This window comes from Acidobacteriota bacterium, from assembly GCA_035529075.1.
Taxonomy (GTDB): domain Bacteria; phylum Zixibacteria; class MSB-5A5; order GN15; family FEB-12; genus DATKXK01.
In genome coordinates this window covers 33,842-49,130 of sequence record DATKXK010000015.1, presented here as the reverse complement: position 1 = coordinate 49,130, position 15,289 = coordinate 33,842, and the positions used below count along the sequence as shown (strand labels likewise).

Genomic DNA, 15,289 nt, shown 5'->3' with positions numbered 1-15,289 from the left:
CGTCCGTGGCTTTTGATGCGAGAACTAGAGGCAGGGGAAGAATAAGCAGTGGCCGGTCCCTTGACAAGCGCTTTCTGGCCTGAACCGTTCGGATTTCCACCTCGTTTTGCCCCGCATGGGGCGGACCCGGCCGCCCCCGGGAGGCGTCACTGGCAGACAACCGCCGTGCCGGAGGCGCTCACCATAAGCATATTGGACGTCCCCATGGAGATACTCTCGTAATCCAGGTCGACCGCAATCACGGCATTTGCCCCCATCGCCTGCGCTTTCTCGCTCATTTCGCTCAGGGCGATGGCCTTCGCCTTCTGCAATTCCTGCTCGTAGGCCTGTGACCGGCCGCCGACTATGTCGCGGATGGACGCGAAGAGGTCCTTGAAAATATTGGCGCCGAGGATGGCCTCACCGCTGACCAGACCGAAGTACCTGGTGATTTTCTTGCCTTCAATATTCGGCGTAGTGACTACCAGCATGATATGCTCCTTTACTTTTTCGGTTCCGGCTTGCGGCCGGCTCTCAAACCCCGACCGGGCTGTTCTCGACAAGCGCGCGTATACGGGCCGCGACGGAATGCGGGTCCAGCCCGAGCATCCTGAAAAGCTCGTCGGGTTTACCGGACGACGCGTACGTGGTGACACCCAGCCTGGTGATTCCGACCGAGAGATCGCTGTCAGCCAGGGTCGCGGCTATGGCCGTTCCCAGTCCGGTCCTGACATTGTGATCTTCGAGCACCGCAATCCGATCATAGGACGCCAGCATGGCCAGGTCATCGGCATGCAGGTCCGACCAGTCGGACACGCAGACAAGCGCTATGCGTCTTTTTTCGGCGTTAAGTATGTCCCAGGCTTCCAGCGCGCGACCGAGCATATTGCCTGCCGCCACCAGCGCAAAACCCCTGCCCTGCCGAATCGTCTCCATGCGGCCGTAGCGGTAGGCGTAGTTTTCGGCAAAGAACGGCCGCCCGGATTCATCGGTGATAACCGGATTCACGGACCGTCCCATAATGACGGCGAAATTGCCCGGCCGGGACAGGACATAGCGCACCGCCCGGTCGGTCTGATTGGGGTCAGCCGGCGTGATCACTTTCCAGCCGAACGTGGAGTTGAACAGCCCGAAGTAGTCGATGCACTGATGTGTTTTGCCGTCCTCGCCGACGTTGACGCCCGAATGCGTGCAGAACAGTTTCAGGTTGGTGTGATTGATGTCGTTCAGCCGGGCCTGGTTGTACGTCTCATCGATGCCGAACACGCCGAAATCCGCCCATACGGAAACGGCTGCTTCCGCCGAAAGAGAGCCGGCCATGCTCGCCGCGTTGTGCTCGGATATCCCGCACTGAAAGAAGTTGTGCGGATACTTCATGGCGAACCCGTGGGTCTTGACGGACCCCGCCAGGTCACAGTCGAACACGGCCATCGTGAAGGCCTCCCGGCCCATGTTCTTCTCGGCCACCGACTGCAGAGCGCTGCCGAAAGCGCTCCGGTTGTCCATGCCAACGTCAGCCTGGTAGCTGATCGGCGAACCGGCGTCAACGTTCGGAAAAGCCGGACGCCTGATATCAAACATCGGCGGCGGACCTTCCTTCCGGCGCGCCAGCAGAGCCTCGACGTCGTTCTCGATGCCGAGTTCATCAAGGGCGGTCTGGATCCGGTCTTTCTTGACGGCCGAACCGTGGAAGCTCTTGTCGTTCTTCATGAAGGAGACCCCTTGACCCATGACCGAAGTGGCCAGGATCATATACGGGGAGCCGTCATCCATGGTGGCTGTGCGCAGCGACTCGTAGACCTGGTTAAGATCATGGCCGTCGATCTCGATCACTTTCCACCCGCCCGCTTCCCACTCGGCCCTGATGTCCTGCGGCATGATGTCTTCGATCCGGCCGGAGATCTGCAGGTGGTTGAAATCGACAATAGCCGTCAAACGCGTCAGCTTGTACTTGGCAGCCATCCGCCGGGCCTCGGATATCTGCCCCTTTTGCTGCTCACCGTCACCCATGCATACATAGGTATGAAAATCGTTTCCGGACAGCCGCGCGTAGATGGCTTTGCCGACGCCCACCGAAAGACCCTGGCCCAGGTTGCCGGTATCCCATTCAACCCCGGGGATGGAACGTTCCACGTGGCCTTCGAACGGTGAGCCGCCCTGACGAAAACCGTGCAGGGCAAGCGTGACGTCATAGAATCCCGCCGCACCCAGCGCCGCGTAGACACCCGGCGAGGTGTGCCCGTGAGAGATGATTATCCTGTCGCGATCATCACGCAACGGGTCACCGGGGTCCACCCTGGCTGTCGTGTACAGAACCAGGAACACTTCCAGCGACGACATGGAGCCGCCCGGATGACCCGAGCCCGCCACCGTTGTCATTTTGAGGATGTGCCCCCTGGCCTGCCTGGCCATTTCGGTCAGTTGCTCGTACCGGTCCCGGGATAGTCTCCCCTGAGTGAAGCCGCGCCACGTGTCAAACATAGCCGTAATCCGTTCCTTCCTATTGAAGTGCCCTGCCTGCCGCACGGGCAAACGTTCGAAGCCCTGCCGCAGGGTCGGGGCCGACTGTCATTACCAACACCGGAAGCCTGCGCCGCGACAGGGCACGGGCGTCACCGACCGCCTGGGCTGCGATCAACCGGCCGAAATCAAATGGTCGTCCGGGGATCTCCAGGTGATCATAACGGTCTCGAACGAATATGATGAAGCGGCCATTCGACGGCCCGCCTTTGTACAACTGCCCGATTGAATGCAGGTATCGCGGACCATACCCCCGCACCACTGCCGCTCCCGTCCTGTCGCAAACCTTTCGGCGCAGCTCGGCGAGCGCTTCCTTCGTGCGCCGGTCGGACTTGAAATAGCAGAGCACGGCCAGGTACTGCGGCGGCCGCAGACCGGCCAGAAACCGTTTCAAGGAACGGGCGGCTTCCGCCCGATCAAGCCTGCCGTGTTGCCGGCCTCCGCGGGCTGCCGCCGATGACAGACCCGCCCGCCGTGCCACCTTTTCCATGAGCGGGAACGCCCCGCCGGCCGTATAATCTGCAAGTATGGCGTTAGTATTTTCTTTGCTCTCGGTCACATTCGGCTCGTCAAACGGGTTGATTCCCATCAGGCTGCCGGCCGCGGCCACCGCCGCCTCCCAAAGCAGGAAATGGCTGCCCACGTCGTACCGGTCACCGACGACCAGTTCGACTACCGGTGCCCTCTGTTGGATCAACCTCTTCATCAACCGTCCGTGCGGCTCCTGCTTTTCACCGGTCATGCGAAGGAAGACGAAGAAACGGTCCGCTCCATAGTGTCCGGCCTTTCCGACAGGCTCGGCTTCAACGGGCACGATGCCGGTTTTCTTCTTTCCGGTTGACTCCGCAACCAGTTGCTCCAGCCACGGGACCAACGGAGCGGTTCTCCTGGAGGCCAGCAGGGTCATTTTGTTCAAACCTGCCCCGGCACACGCGGCCATCAGGGCGCCCAGAAGAAGCGCCGGATTGCTCTCATCATCACGATCGCGCAGCAGCCGCTCCGTTTCGGCAGCCTCGTCCAGCAGCCTCCTCAGGTCGACGCCGACAAAATACGCCGGGACGAGACCGAAGTACGAAAGCGCTGAATACCGTCCGCCGATGTCGGACGGATTGACGAATGTCCTCCGATACTTCTGCCTTCGGGCCAGCCGCTCGAGGTCACTCCCGGCATCGGTGATAGCCACGAACCGCCGCCCCGGCACCCGCACACCTGCATTCCTGAGTTCGTTAAAAAAATAGGCCTCGTGCGACCGCGTTTCGACGGTGGTCCCGGACTTGGAGGCGACAATAAACAGGGTCTTCTTCAGGTCGATCTTTCGCCGGACAGCCCTCACGGTCGCAGGGTCCGTGGAGTCCAGCACCTGGAATGATCTGACCGCGGGATGTCGACCGAAAATCTTCCCGAACACTTCCGGGCACAACGATGATCCGCCCATGCCCATGAGCACGATGTGCCGCAGGCCCGCCCGAAAGGCACCATCGGCGACGCGTTCTATCCCCGCCACTCTTCGCTTCATCAGGGACACGACGTCGACCCAGCCCAGCCGATTGGCTATGCGTTTGCTCGTGTCCCGCCCGCCGGTGAACACCTCCGGCTTGCGGTTCATGATTTTTGGCACCAGGCCGCGGTTTATTCCCTTCCTCACGGCTCCGGCATACTCTGTCTGAACTTGTCCCGGGTGAAGGTAAATGAATCCTCGAGGCTGCATGTCTGTCTACGGAACCCGGTTGGCGTTGCTCAAGCTCTCTACGGACTCGACCAGCTGCCGACGATCGGCGCTGCCGAAGAAGCCTGTCCCCATGACCAGGATGTCCGCACCGGCGGCGACCACCTCGCGCACGTTGCCGGCGTCGATGCCGCCGTCTACCATGATCCTGGTGTCGAGTTGGTGCCGGTCAACGTGTTGGCGGGCCACTGAGATTTTCTGCTTGACCGAGTCTATGAAACCCTGGCCGCCGAAACCGGGAAACACCGACATCAGCAGCAGGAAGTCGAAATCCTCCAGATAGCGCAGCACACGCTCAACGGGCATGTCCGGGTTGATTGAGATGCCAGTTTTCACACCAAGCGCGCGGAGGCGGGCGGCCTGAGGAGCCGGTTCCGGATGGACTTCGAGGTGAAAAGTAATAGCATCCGCGCCGGCCTTGACGAATTGGTCGAAGTACTTCTCCGGCTGGGATAACATCAGATGAACGTCCAGAAACAGGTCCGTGATCTCGTTAATGGTCTTCACGATCCCGGGGCCGAACGAGATATTCGGCACAAAGTGACCATCCATTATGTCCAGGTGGAGCATGGAGACGCCGGCCTGTTCGGCGCTGGAAACGTCGTCAGCCAGGTGGGAAAAATCCGCAGCCAGAACCGATGGGGCGACTTTCGGCATAGCGCCAATGTGGGTAATTTCGGAGCGTGACGCAACCGCTTTTTGGCCCTCGGTCTTGCCCGTGCCATGTCGCTCAGACGACGTGCTTACGTCCGTTCGACCTGGTTCTTCAGAACGATTCCAGCGCTTCGTTTCAGACCCTCGAGCTTCGGCCGCGTGAGTGCCGTGCCGGCCGTAAGCTGCAAGAAATCCTCCCGTGTCTGCATGCGCATGACCGCCTTCAGATCGAGGAACTCCCCCATCCCACGGGCTGACAGCAACTCGGCGTGACGGGTCACGGTCGCCGCGCGGTTGTACGGGCAGACCTCCTGACAGATATCACAGCCGAACACCAGGCTGCCCATCCGGCCAGCCAGATCGTCCGACACGCTCGAGGGTTTTTCAACCGTCAGGTAGGAAATGCACCGCCGGGAGTCGATGACCCTCGGTGCCACGATCGCGCCCGTGGGGCAAGCCTGCGCGCAAAGCCGACAGTCGCCGCAATCACCGTGGGCCGTCGGATCGGGCACGTCCGGTTGCAGGTCAAGGCTGGTGATAATCTCCGACAGGAATACCCAGGAACCGAACTCGCGGTTGATTAACATGCCGTTCCTGCCGATAAACCCCAGCCCGGCTTTCTCGGCGTACGCCCGCTCCATCATCGGCCCGTAGTCGACAAACCACTTGAATTCAAAAGGCTCGGTGGTCCCCAGAACGCTCTCGATCGACCGGATCAGGGCCCTGGTCTTGTTCGAGACTACCTTATGGTAGTCCCGGCCCCTGGCATACCGGGAAATACGGCCGTAATCGGCGGGCACTTTCTGAGCGTTCGGCTGAAAGTAGTTCAGCCCCAGCATTATCACCGACCGCGCATTCTCCATCAGACCGGACGCGTCGGTGCGCCGGGCGACTTCCCGCGCCAGATAGGTCATCTCGCCGTGAAGCCCGTCCTCGAGATACCGCACGTACCGCCTTCGTGCCTCCGGTATCAGTTCCGGCGTGGTGATACCGCAGAGATCAAATCCCCGTGCCGCGGCGAGCTTCTTTACCTGTTCGGATGTTATCATGCCGAGTCGGTAATATATAGGCAGCCGGGAGTAAACCCGCAAAAACAAAAGCTCCCCGGCCGGAGACTTCCTTGGGCCGGAGAGCGCTTTTCCCCCGGGGATCCCGGCCAACAGACCGCACGGCGCCTAAACCGGTACGGCAAAACCGGGTACAGATTTCGGGCTGGGCCGTATTGACAGATTCCTACCCAATCGCTACCTTAGCACCAAGTTGGCCAGGTGGTTTTTTTTGGGCGGTATTGTGAAAGATTTCTCAAACTATGCTTGCGGCCGGCCGGCTCGACAGCCTTCGGTCCGACCGCTGCCCGGACCGCCGACCCGTTTAGCTGAGGCAACAATTCAATTCGTATTACATGAGAAAGGATCAGACGATGAGTTTCGGATCATACTTGCTTGCGCGATTTGACGACCATGAACGGCTCCTGCCCGCCCTCGAGGTGATCCGGGGCCTGAACGGAGTCGCGCGGTGGGACGCGGTCGAGGGGCACCATAACCTCATCATCAAGCTGGATTCTTCCGACGGCGGGGCCCTCGATGCTGTCAAGCGGCTTGACGGCCTGCTGGAACTCAAGAGGTGCGAAATTCTCGCGGATAACGACGCGGTTGACACGCGCGACGTCAGCGTAAGCCGAAGCTACGCGTTCATGGACATTGATTCGTCGAAGAAGGACGCCCTGACCGCCGCGCTGACGTCGAATACCGCGGTGGCCTTCGTCTCCCCCACGGCCGGCGGCTGCGACATGGCGGCGATGGTGACCGGGGAGAGCTTCGATGACATTGACCGCACCATCAACGAGCAGATCCGGCCCCTGGACGGCGTTCTGCGCATCAAGCAGGATCGACTCATCGATCTGGAAAACATGTAGGAGTCGCTCATGGCACACGAAACAACGCAGGAATTCAAGACCTTCAACGTCGACCTGTGGAAGTACGACGGGCATGCCGGGGCGCTCATCCCCCTGTTGCAGTCGGCCCAGGACACCTACGGGTACGTTTCCGAGAAGGCCATCGACTATATCAGCCACGTCACGGGTATCCCGGCGGCCGACATTTACGGCGTCGTGACCTTCTATGCGCAGTTCCGCACCAAGCCCCTGGGCAAGAATATTATCAAGATCTGCAACGGGACCGCGTGCCACGTCAACGGCGCCAAAATGGTGTACGATACCATGCAGGACGAACTGGGGATCACGTACGAGGAGACCACCGACGACGGCAACTTCAGCTTGCTCTCGGTCGCCTGCCTCGGCTGCTGCTCGCTGGCGCCGGTGATAACCTTCAACGACGAGACCTTCGGCCGCCTGACGGCGCAGAAGCTGCGGAAAATCATTCGCAACTTCAAGCGGCAGGTCAAGAAGCAAGCGCAACCGGAAAACGATTGAGGTTACTTCGATGAAGACAGTGAAAGTTGGATTAGGCACCTGCGGGATCTCGGCCGGCGGCGAAAAGGTCTTCAAAGCCTTCCAGGACGAACTCAGGGAGCAGCCCGAGGCGTTCGTCCTTAAGGAAACAGGCTGCATCGGTATGTGCTACCGGGAAGTCCTGGTCGAGGTATCCAACGGCAACGGCGACGGGCATCTCTACGGCCCCGTTACACCGGAAGGCGTGGCGCGTATCGTTCAAGAGGATATTCTCGGTGACCGCGTCATTGATGAGTGGCGGGTCAGCGGCGATGACCGTGAGATCGGTTTCTTCGAAAACCAGAACCGCATCGTGCTCAGAAACTGCGGCCGGATCGACCCCGGTTCCATCGATGAATACATCGCCGAGGGCGGTTACGAGGCGCTTCAGAAAGCGCTCGTCCGGATGTCTCCGGAGCAGGTGATAGACGAGGTCTCCAGGTCCGGCCTTCGCGGGCGGGGCGGCGGAGGCTTCCCCACCGGGGCCAAATGGAAGTTCACACGCTCGGCGCCGGGAGACAAGAAGTACATCATCTGCAACGCCGACGAGGGCGACCCGGGAGCCTTCATGGACCGTTCGGTGCTGGAAAGCGACCCGCATGCGGTCCTCGAGGGCATGGTTATCGCGGGCTTCGCCGTCGGCGCGGACGAGGCGTACATCTACTGCCGTGCCGAGTACCCGAAGGCGATTGCCAGGCTGCGCCAGGCGATCGCCCAGGCCAGGCAAAGCGGGTTCCTGGGCGAGAACATCCTTGATTCCGGCTTCAACTTCGCCATCAGGATTAAGGAAGGCGCGGGCGCCTTCGTCTGCGGCGAAGAAACGGCGCTGATTCACTCCATTGAAGGCAGACGCGGCATGCCGCGTTTCCGCCCGCCGTTTCCGGCCCAGTCCGGCCTGTGGGGCAAGCCGACCAATATCAACAACGTCGAAACCTTCGCCAACATACCCTGGATCGTTATGAGGGGCGGTGAGGCCTTTGCCGCCTTTGGAACCGAGGACAGCAAGGGGACCAAGGTGTTCGCTATGGCCGGCAAGGTCAAGCGGACCGGCCTGGTCGAGGTCCCGATGGGCATTACGATCCGTTCGATCGTTTTCGACGCCTGCGGCGGTATTATCGATGATCGGGCACTCAAGGCGGTTCAGATGGGCGGTCCCTCGGGCGGCTGTATCCCCGCCAGGCTGTGTGACTTGCCGATTGACTACCAGCAGATCAACAAAACCGGGGCCATTATGGGTTCCGGCGGCCTGATCGTCATGGACGAAACCACCTGCATGGTTGACGTGGCCAAGTTCTTCCTCGCCTTCACCCAGGTTGAGTCATGCGGCAAGTGCACGTTCTGCCGCATCGGGACCAAACGGATGCTGGAGATCCTCGAGCGCATCACCATGGGCGAGGGCACTATGGAGGACCTCGAAAACCTCGACGAGCTCAGCGAACAGATCAAGGCGGCCTCCCTGTGCGGCCTCGGCCAGACGGCGCCGAACCCGGTGCTGACGACGCTCCGGTACTTCCGCGATGAGTACGTGACGCACATCGAGGAGAAGCGCTGCCCGGCTCACGTCTGCGCGGCTCTCCTGACGTACACGATCAACGATAACTGCACCGGATGCGTGGTCTGCGCACGAGCCTGCCCTACCGAGGCCATCACGGGAGAGAAGAAACAGAAACACGTCGTCGATCAGGACAAGTGCATTAAGTGTGGAAAATGCTTCACTGTCTGCCGCTTTGACGCGGTGACGAAGGAATGAGGACAGCCATGGTCAAGCTTACGATAAACGGGAAAGAGATTACGGCGTCACCCGACCGGACCATTCTCCAGGTCTGCCGGGAGCAGAACATTGACAGTATCCCGACCCTCTGCTATGACGACAAGCTGCCCCCGTTCGGATCCTGCTTCCTCTGCGTGGTCGAGATGGAGGGCCAGACGAGGTTGTTCCCCTCCTGTTCGACCAGGGTCACCGAGGGCATGAAAATCCAGACGCGATCCGAAAAGGTTCTGCGGGCGCGTAAGACCTGTCTGGAATTGCTTCTTTCTGATCACTACGCGGACTGTTTCGGTCCCTGCCGGCTCAACTGCCCGGCGGACGTCGACATACAGGGCTACATGTCCCTGGTCAATCTTGGTAAATTCCGGGAAGCTATTGCGCTCATCAAGGAAAAGAACCCGCTGCCGTCGGTCTGTGGCCGGGTATGCACGCGCAAGTGCGAGGTCAACTGCCGCCGCTCGCTGCTCGACGCGCCGGTGGGGATTGATTTCCTCAAGCGCTACGCCGCCGACCAGGATATGATCGGCCACATGTGGCAGCCGCCAACGAAACCTGACAACGGCGAGAAAGTGGCCATAATCGGCGGCGGCCCGGCCGGGCTGACCGCCGCGTATTACCTGGTAATTGACGGTTACCGGCCCACGGTCTTTGAAGCCCTGCCGGAACTGGGCGGTATGCTCAAGTACGGCATTCCTGAGTACCGCCTGCCGAAGAAGGTTCTCGACAAAGAGATAAAGTGGATCACCGACCTTGGCGTGGAAGTACAGCTTAACAAGACCCTCGGTAAAGACTTCAGCATGGATGACCTGTTCAAGCAGGGCTACAAGGCGGTCTTCGTGGGACTGGGGGCGCAGGTCGGCAAGCCGATGCGCGTTGAGAATGAGGAGGTCGACGGTATTCTCTCGGGTGTGGAGTTCCTACGCCAGGCGCAGATGAAAACCAACCCGAAGATAGGCGGTCGCGTGGTGGTGGTCGGCGGCGGCAATACCGCCATCGATGCCGCGCGGACGTCTCTGCGGCTTGGCGCCGACGAGGTCATCCTGCTCTACCGACGGACCCGAAAAGAGATGCCCGCTAACGAGGTGGAGATCGAGGCCGCTGAAGAGGAAGGCGTCAATATGAATTTCCTGGCCGCCCCGGTAAGGGTCAACGTCTCGGGTGACCGCCTCGAATCGATGGAATGTCTCCGCATGGAGCTGGGTGAGCCGGACGAGAGCGGCAGGCGTCGCCCGGTCAAGATCGAAGGTTCGGAGTATACGCTCGAGTGCGACTGGGTCATCTCCGCGATCGGCCAGGAGCCGGACCTCAGCGGCGTTGAAAGCGACCAGGCCGTCCAGGTCACTCGCTGGAAGACCATCGAGGCCAAGAAAGGCACCTTCCAGACCGACCACCCGGGCGTTTTTTCCGGAGGCGACGTGGTGACCGGTCCGGCTGATGCTATCGACGCTATCGCCGCCGGGCGCGCCGCCGCACGCGCCATCGAAAAGTACATCAAAACCGGCATTGCCGAGCCGCCGGTGTCGCGCTTCGAGAGCACGCGGGATAACTTCCACAAGCTGACGGTCGAAGATCTCCCCGCCCTGGAGCCGGCCGAACGACACGGCATGCCGGAGCTTCCGGCCGCCGAACGAATCCACACGTTTGAAGAAGTTGAACTGGGGTTCGATGGGGAGATGGCGGTGTCCGAGTCCCTGCGTTGCGCCGAGTGCGGCTGTGACGTCGGCCTTTCCTGCGCCCTCCAGGATTACTGCACCGAGTACGGCGTCGACCAGAAGCGTTTCGTGGGCGGCTTCAGCCGCTATAAGGTGGACACCAGGCATCCGTTCATAAAGATCGATTCCAACAAATGCATTCGGTGCGGACGCTGCGTTTCTACGTGCGCCGAAATCCTCAACGTCTCAGCGCTGGGTTTCATCCACCGCGGCTTCAAGACGATTGTCAAACCCGCCCTGGAAAAGGCGCTGCACGAGACCAACTGCGTCTCCTGCGGTAACTGTATCGACGTCTGCCCCACCGGCGCCCTCGTCGAGAAGATGCCCTTCCGCCGCTCCGGGCCCTGGAAGATGGAACCGATGTTCAGCGTGTGCAACTATTGCGCCGTCGGCTGTAACATCACCCTGAACGTCAAGACACCGGACCTCTTTTTTGTCACCGGCGCGCCGCCGGACCGGGGACCCAACCGCGGTGAGCTGTGCGTGCGCGGGCGTTTCGGGTATCAGCACTACCTCGACGGCAGCCGCCTCAAGACGCCGAAAATCAGGAAAGGCGGAAAGCTCGTTGAGGCATCCTGGGACGAGGCGTTTGCGGCGGTTTCGCAAGGCCTGGGACACATTGCCGCCGAACACTCGCCCGATCACATCATGGTGGCCGCCTCTCCCAAGCTGACCAACGAGGAACTGTACCTGACCGGGCGTCTCGGCCGCGCCGTCATTGGCACGAATAACATCGTGTCGTTTCATCAGATGGTTAACGAGGCCGATTACCATGCCCTTGACGAGGTGCTCGGAAGCACGGCGCCCTCGGTCGGCGCCGAGGAGATCGCCAACGCCGACCTGTACCTGTTCGTCGGGGGTGACCCCGCCATCGACAACCCGGTTCTCGGCTGGCAGCTCAAACGGCGCGTTCGTCATGGCGCCGAGGCTATAGTCATCAACTCAGCGGAGATCGACCTTGTTCGGCATGCTGCCCTCTGGGCCGATCCCCGTCGCGGCACTGCCACCACGCTTCTAAACGGCGTAATCGGCGAAGTCATTCGCAGCGGCGGCGTAAACGAGGCTTTCGTTGCTCAGCGCACGACGAACTTCGAGCAGGTCAGGAAAAACCTGGCGGGCCGGAACCTCGAGGAGATCGGTTCGATCACCGGCGTTGCTCCCGATACGATCAGGAAAATCGCCGCCCTGGTTTCCGACCCGGCCAGAAAAACCGTTGCCGTCTACAACATCGACAGCCGCATCGACCGCGCCGCAGACGACCTGAAGGCGCTGGTGACGCTCCTTTTGGCCCTGGGCAAGATAGGGACGGACGGCTCCGGGCTGGCCCTGACCGGCAGCCAGTGCAATCAAAACGGCCTGAGGCTGGCCGGATTCGACAACCGGCTGCTGCCGGGCGGCGCCACGCTGAAGAACACCGGCCACCTTGGCGAGGTCGCCTCGCTCTGGCAGGTTGACCTGGCCGCGCTCCTGGAAAAGTCGGGGACCAACGTCAGTCGCAAGATGAGCCAGGACCAGATTCGCGGCGCCATCATCCTCGGTGAGAACCCGGCGGCCGATGAGCAGTACAACCCGTTCATCGACAACCTGGAATTCCTGGTGGTAGCGGACATGTTCGACACCGAGACAGTGCAGATGGCGGACGTCTTTCTGCCCCTGTCGGGGTACCTGGAAAACCACGGCCATTTCAACAACTGGGCCGGTCTCCAGCAGAAAACCATCCCCATCGGCGATCCGGTCAGCGGCATGACCAACGTCGCGATCATCTCCCGGTTGATGGAGGGTCTCGGAGGCGCTGTGGGCCCGAAGAATGTCGACGAACTGACCAGCGAACTGGCCTTTCTTGCCTCTCAGGCCAAGGCCGGTCTCAACGGCCGGTTTGCCACCGAGGACGGTAAGGCGCACTTCGTACTCTATACCGATCAGGTGCTGGCCACGTCCGCAAAGGCGCCGATAGTGCTTGGGATCGATGCACGGATGGCCGCACGGATGCAGGGGATCAGAGCTTAGGGGCTTGCGGTAATCATACTCCGGGCGCCGGCCACGGGCGGGACCGATGAGTATGAACGTGAACGCTTGAATCCTGGTTCGAAAGTGCGTACCTATGAGTGGTATGTATAAATGATGCCACCGGGTTTGCCGGTGCAGAATGGGGATAGTGATATGACGAAAGCCCATACGATGAAAAAGCCAAATGTCGGCAAGCCGCCGCTTACAGACAAAGAGATTATCGAATTCGTGCACACTTACGGCGCCGACCACTACAGCCGGCTGAACGTGGTCGTGCACAGCATGAACGGCTGCTGGCTGACCGATCTGAACGGCAAGCGGTACCTGGATTGCCTGGCCGCGTATTCGGCCGCCAATCAAGGCCATCACCATCCGAAGATCGTACAGGCGCTCATAGACGCGCTCAAGGGCGGATATGCCTCGGTCGTCTCCAATGTCGTCTACACCGACAGGCTTGGAGAATTCTCAGAGAAGGTGGCCACCCTCGTGCCCCAGCTCGGTCCGCGATTCGGAAAGAACGGCAACAAGGTGCTGCCGAAGAACGGGGGCGTGGAGTCCGTCGAGACCGCGGTCAAGGCCGCACGGTTTTACGGTTACAAATCGAAGGGGATTGCGGACGGCAGCCAGGAAGTCATCGTCTTTAACAACAACTTCCATGGCCGCATGATCACGGCCGTGTCATTTTCCACCACGCCCAAGTACAAGGAAGGTTTCGGCCCGCTGACACCGGGTTTTGTCGCGGTGGAATACGGGGACATCAAGGCCGTCGAGAAGGCTATCACGCCGAACACGTGCGGCATCCTCGTGGAACCCATGCAGGGTGAAGGCGGCATGTATATCCCGCCCGACGGATTTCTCAGGGGCTTGCGCAAACTGGCCGACGAGCATGACCTCGTGTTGCTTTTCGACGAAATCCAGGTCGGCCTCGGCCGCACCGGACGAATGTTTTGCTTTGAGCACGAGGATGTCGCGCCGGACGGCCTGATTCTGGGCAAGGCGATCTCCGGCGGCCTCGTACCGGTGTCGGTTTTCGTGACCAATACCAAGCTCATGGACCTGGTCTTTCAGCCGGGGCGCGACGGTTCCACTTACGGCGGCTACCCGCTCGCCTGTGCAGCGGGGCTGGCGGCGCTCGACGTCATCGTCGACGAAGATCTGCCCGCCCGGGCGGCTCGCGTCGGGGCCGTACTCAAGGAGAAAATCGACGCCATTGCGGCCCGCTCTAAGCACGTCAAAGAGGTTCGCGGCCGCGGGTTGTTCATAGGTATCGAGGTCAAGAGCGGCGATGCCATGGTCTTTTGCCGCAAGTTGCTCGAACTCGGCGTGCTCGCCAACGACAGCCACGGGCACACCATTCGTATCTCCCCGCCGCTGATTATCACTGATGAAGAGATCGCCTATCTCTGCGAGCGCCTTGAAAAAGTGCTGATTGATTGAAGATTATACTTCGGCAGAAAAGGGCGGTAGCTGACGGCAGCCGCCCTTCTTGCTTATTGCCTCTTTAGCGTCTCACTTGTTCCCGTATGCTGCCCATGTACATGCCGGCAAGGGCGATAACGGCACCCAGAACCTGAACGCCCGTCAGGTACTCAGCAAAAAAGAGCGCCCCCCAGACCATCGCCAGGGTCGGTTGAAGCAGCAGGATCAGGCCGGCCTGGGCGGTCGGCACGCGGGGCAGGCCGCTGGCTATGGTCCACCAACCGAGCGCCTGAACAATCACGGCCAGGCCGAGAAGCGCCCCAATCTCCGAGGCATTCGACGGCCAGAAGCCGTCGCTCTCCGTCGCCGCCACCAGACCGAGAAAAAGCGCGCAAAACAATGATGTCCAGGCCACGAAGATGACCGCATGGTCGCCTGGCCGGCCAGCCTGACCTTTCTTCAGGCTCACGATATAGTTGGCATACGCTATCGCTGTCAGCAAACCGTACACCACGCCCCGCACGTAGCTCGCCGTGAACACCACTCGCTCGCTCCCGACCCCCACCAGCAGGACAACCCCTACAAACGCCACGGCAGCAGCGCCATAAAACATGAGACTCGGTCGTTCCCGGAACACGAAGAAACTGATAAGCGCGGTGGCGAAGACCTGAGTGTTGGCCAGCATGGTCGCCATACCAGCCCCGGCATTCTGGATGGAACGATGCCAGAAGTACAGGTCGGCGCAGAAGAACAACCCGGCCAGCACGGCAAACGGCAGTGCCTGCCGCGAAAGCCCCAGCCGCCCGTGCCGAGCCAGTCCGATAGCGAACAGGATCAGCCCGCCGACCAGAGTTCGCCAGAAGCCGACGGCCGTGGGCCCGAGCGCCCCCCCCATCGCCAGCTTCACGAATACCGGGGAAGAGCTGATCAGCGTTGCTCCCGCAAGCAGTATTACGATAGCGCGAACTCGGGAAGTCACGGGACACCGACTGTCAGATAGTGCAACGGCGGCCGGCCTCGGCGCCGCTTCGCCGAACCTGCTTCCGGCAAGTGAG

Annotated in this window: 11 protein-coding genes; 5 read left to right on the top strand and 6 right to left on the bottom strand. The window is 60.9% G+C overall.

What is annotated here, in order from left to right:
* Positions 1-146: 146 nt before the first annotated feature.
* The 5 genes from VMY05_09920 to queG all read right to left on the bottom strand — a co-directional run bounded on the left by VMY05_09920 (position 147) and on the right by queG (position 5,928).
* Entirely contained in the window at positions 147-470 is a 324-nt protein-coding gene (locus tag VMY05_09920; protein HUV31392.1) for a heavy metal-binding domain-containing protein, read from the bottom strand.
* 43 nt (positions 471-513) lie between these two features.
* Positions 514-2,460 carry a transketolase gene (locus tag VMY05_09915; GenBank protein ID HUV31391.1) on the bottom strand — a complete coding sequence of 649 codons (1,947 nt, stop codon included), beginning with the start codon at positions 2,458-2,460 and terminating at the stop codon, positions 514-516.
* 19 nt (positions 2,461-2,479) lie between these two features.
* The gene (locus tag VMY05_09910; protein ID HUV31390.1) at positions 2,480-4,144 is read right to left on the bottom strand and encodes a glucose-6-phosphate isomerase; all 1,665 of its coding nucleotides are present in this window, start codon (positions 4,142-4,144) and stop codon (positions 2,480-2,482) included.
* Between the two features lie 69 nt (positions 4,145-4,213).
* Positions 4,214-4,882, bottom strand: a complete 669-nt coding sequence (gene rpe, locus VMY05_09905; GenBank protein HUV31389.1) for a ribulose-phosphate 3-epimerase — start codon at positions 4,880-4,882, stop codon at positions 4,214-4,216.
* A gap of 86 nt (positions 4,883-4,968) precedes the next feature.
* Positions 4,969-5,928 (bottom strand): tRNA epoxyqueuosine(34) reductase QueG, encoded by a 960-nt coding sequence (gene queG / locus VMY05_09900; protein HUV31388.1) that lies wholly within the window; start codon positions 5,926-5,928, stop codon positions 4,969-4,971.
* Between the two features lie 371 nt (positions 5,929-6,299).
* Between queG and VMY05_09895 the strand changes: the two genes are divergently transcribed.
* From VMY05_09895 to rocD, 5 genes are all read left to right on the top strand, one after another.
* A complete protein-coding gene (locus tag VMY05_09895) occupies positions 6,300-6,794 on the top strand; it encodes a hypothetical protein (protein HUV31387.1) in 495 nt (164 codons plus the stop codon).
* Positions 6,795-6,803: 9 nt separating this feature from the next.
* On the top strand, positions 6,804-7,310 hold the full coding sequence (nuoE, locus tag VMY05_09890; protein ID HUV31386.1) for an NADH-quinone oxidoreductase subunit NuoE: 507 nt from the start codon (positions 6,804-6,806) through the stop codon (positions 7,308-7,310).
* Positions 7,311-7,320: 10 nt separating this feature from the next.
* Positions 7,321-9,078 (top strand): NADH-quinone oxidoreductase subunit NuoF, encoded by a 1,758-nt coding sequence (gene nuoF / locus VMY05_09885; GenBank protein ID HUV31385.1) that lies wholly within the window; start codon positions 7,321-7,323, stop codon positions 9,076-9,078.
* Positions 9,079-9,086: 8 nt separating this feature from the next.
* Positions 9,087-12,815, top strand: a complete 3,729-nt coding sequence (locus VMY05_09880) for a molybdopterin-dependent oxidoreductase (GenBank protein ID HUV31384.1) — start codon at positions 9,087-9,089, stop codon at positions 12,813-12,815.
* Between the two features lie 171 nt (positions 12,816-12,986).
* Positions 12,987-14,252, top strand: coding sequence for an ornithine--oxo-acid transaminase (gene rocD, locus VMY05_09875; GenBank protein ID HUV31383.1), 1,266 nt, complete (start codon positions 12,987-12,989; stop codon positions 14,250-14,252).
* 64 nt (positions 14,253-14,316) lie between these two features.
* On the opposite strand, the gene VMY05_09870 is transcribed toward rocD, so the two are convergent.
* Positions 14,317-15,213, bottom strand: coding sequence for a DMT family transporter (locus VMY05_09870; protein ID HUV31382.1), 897 nt, complete (start codon positions 15,211-15,213; stop codon positions 14,317-14,319).
* Positions 15,214-15,289 lie beyond the last annotated feature (76 nt).

Coding starts and splice junctions, on each gene's coding strand:
- VMY05_09920 (HUV31392.1), bottom strand. CDS start 470: ATGCTGGTAGTCACTACGCCGAATATTGAAGGCAAGAAAATCACCAGG.
- VMY05_09915 (HUV31391.1), bottom strand. CDS start 2,460: ATGTTTGACACGTGGCGCGGCTTCACTCAGGGGAGACTATCCCGGGAC.
- rpe (HUV31389.1), bottom strand. CDS start 4,882: ATGCCGAAAGTCGCCCCATCGGTTCTGGCTGCGGATTTTTCCCACCTG.
- queG (HUV31388.1), bottom strand. CDS start 5,928: ATGATAACATCCGAACAGGTAAAGAAGCTCGCCGCGGCACGGGGATTT.
- VMY05_09895 (HUV31387.1), top strand. CDS start 6,300: ATGAGTTTCGGATCATACTTGCTTGCGCGATTTGACGACCATGAACGG.
- nuoE (HUV31386.1), top strand. CDS start 6,804: ATGGCACACGAAACAACGCAGGAATTCAAGACCTTCAACGTCGACCTG.
- nuoF (HUV31385.1), top strand. CDS start 7,321: ATGAAGACAGTGAAAGTTGGATTAGGCACCTGCGGGATCTCGGCCGGC.
- VMY05_09880 (HUV31384.1), top strand. CDS start 9,087: ATGGTCAAGCTTACGATAAACGGGAAAGAGATTACGGCGTCACCCGAC.
- rocD (HUV31383.1), top strand. CDS start 12,987: ATGAAAAAGCCAAATGTCGGCAAGCCGCCGCTTACAGACAAAGAGATT.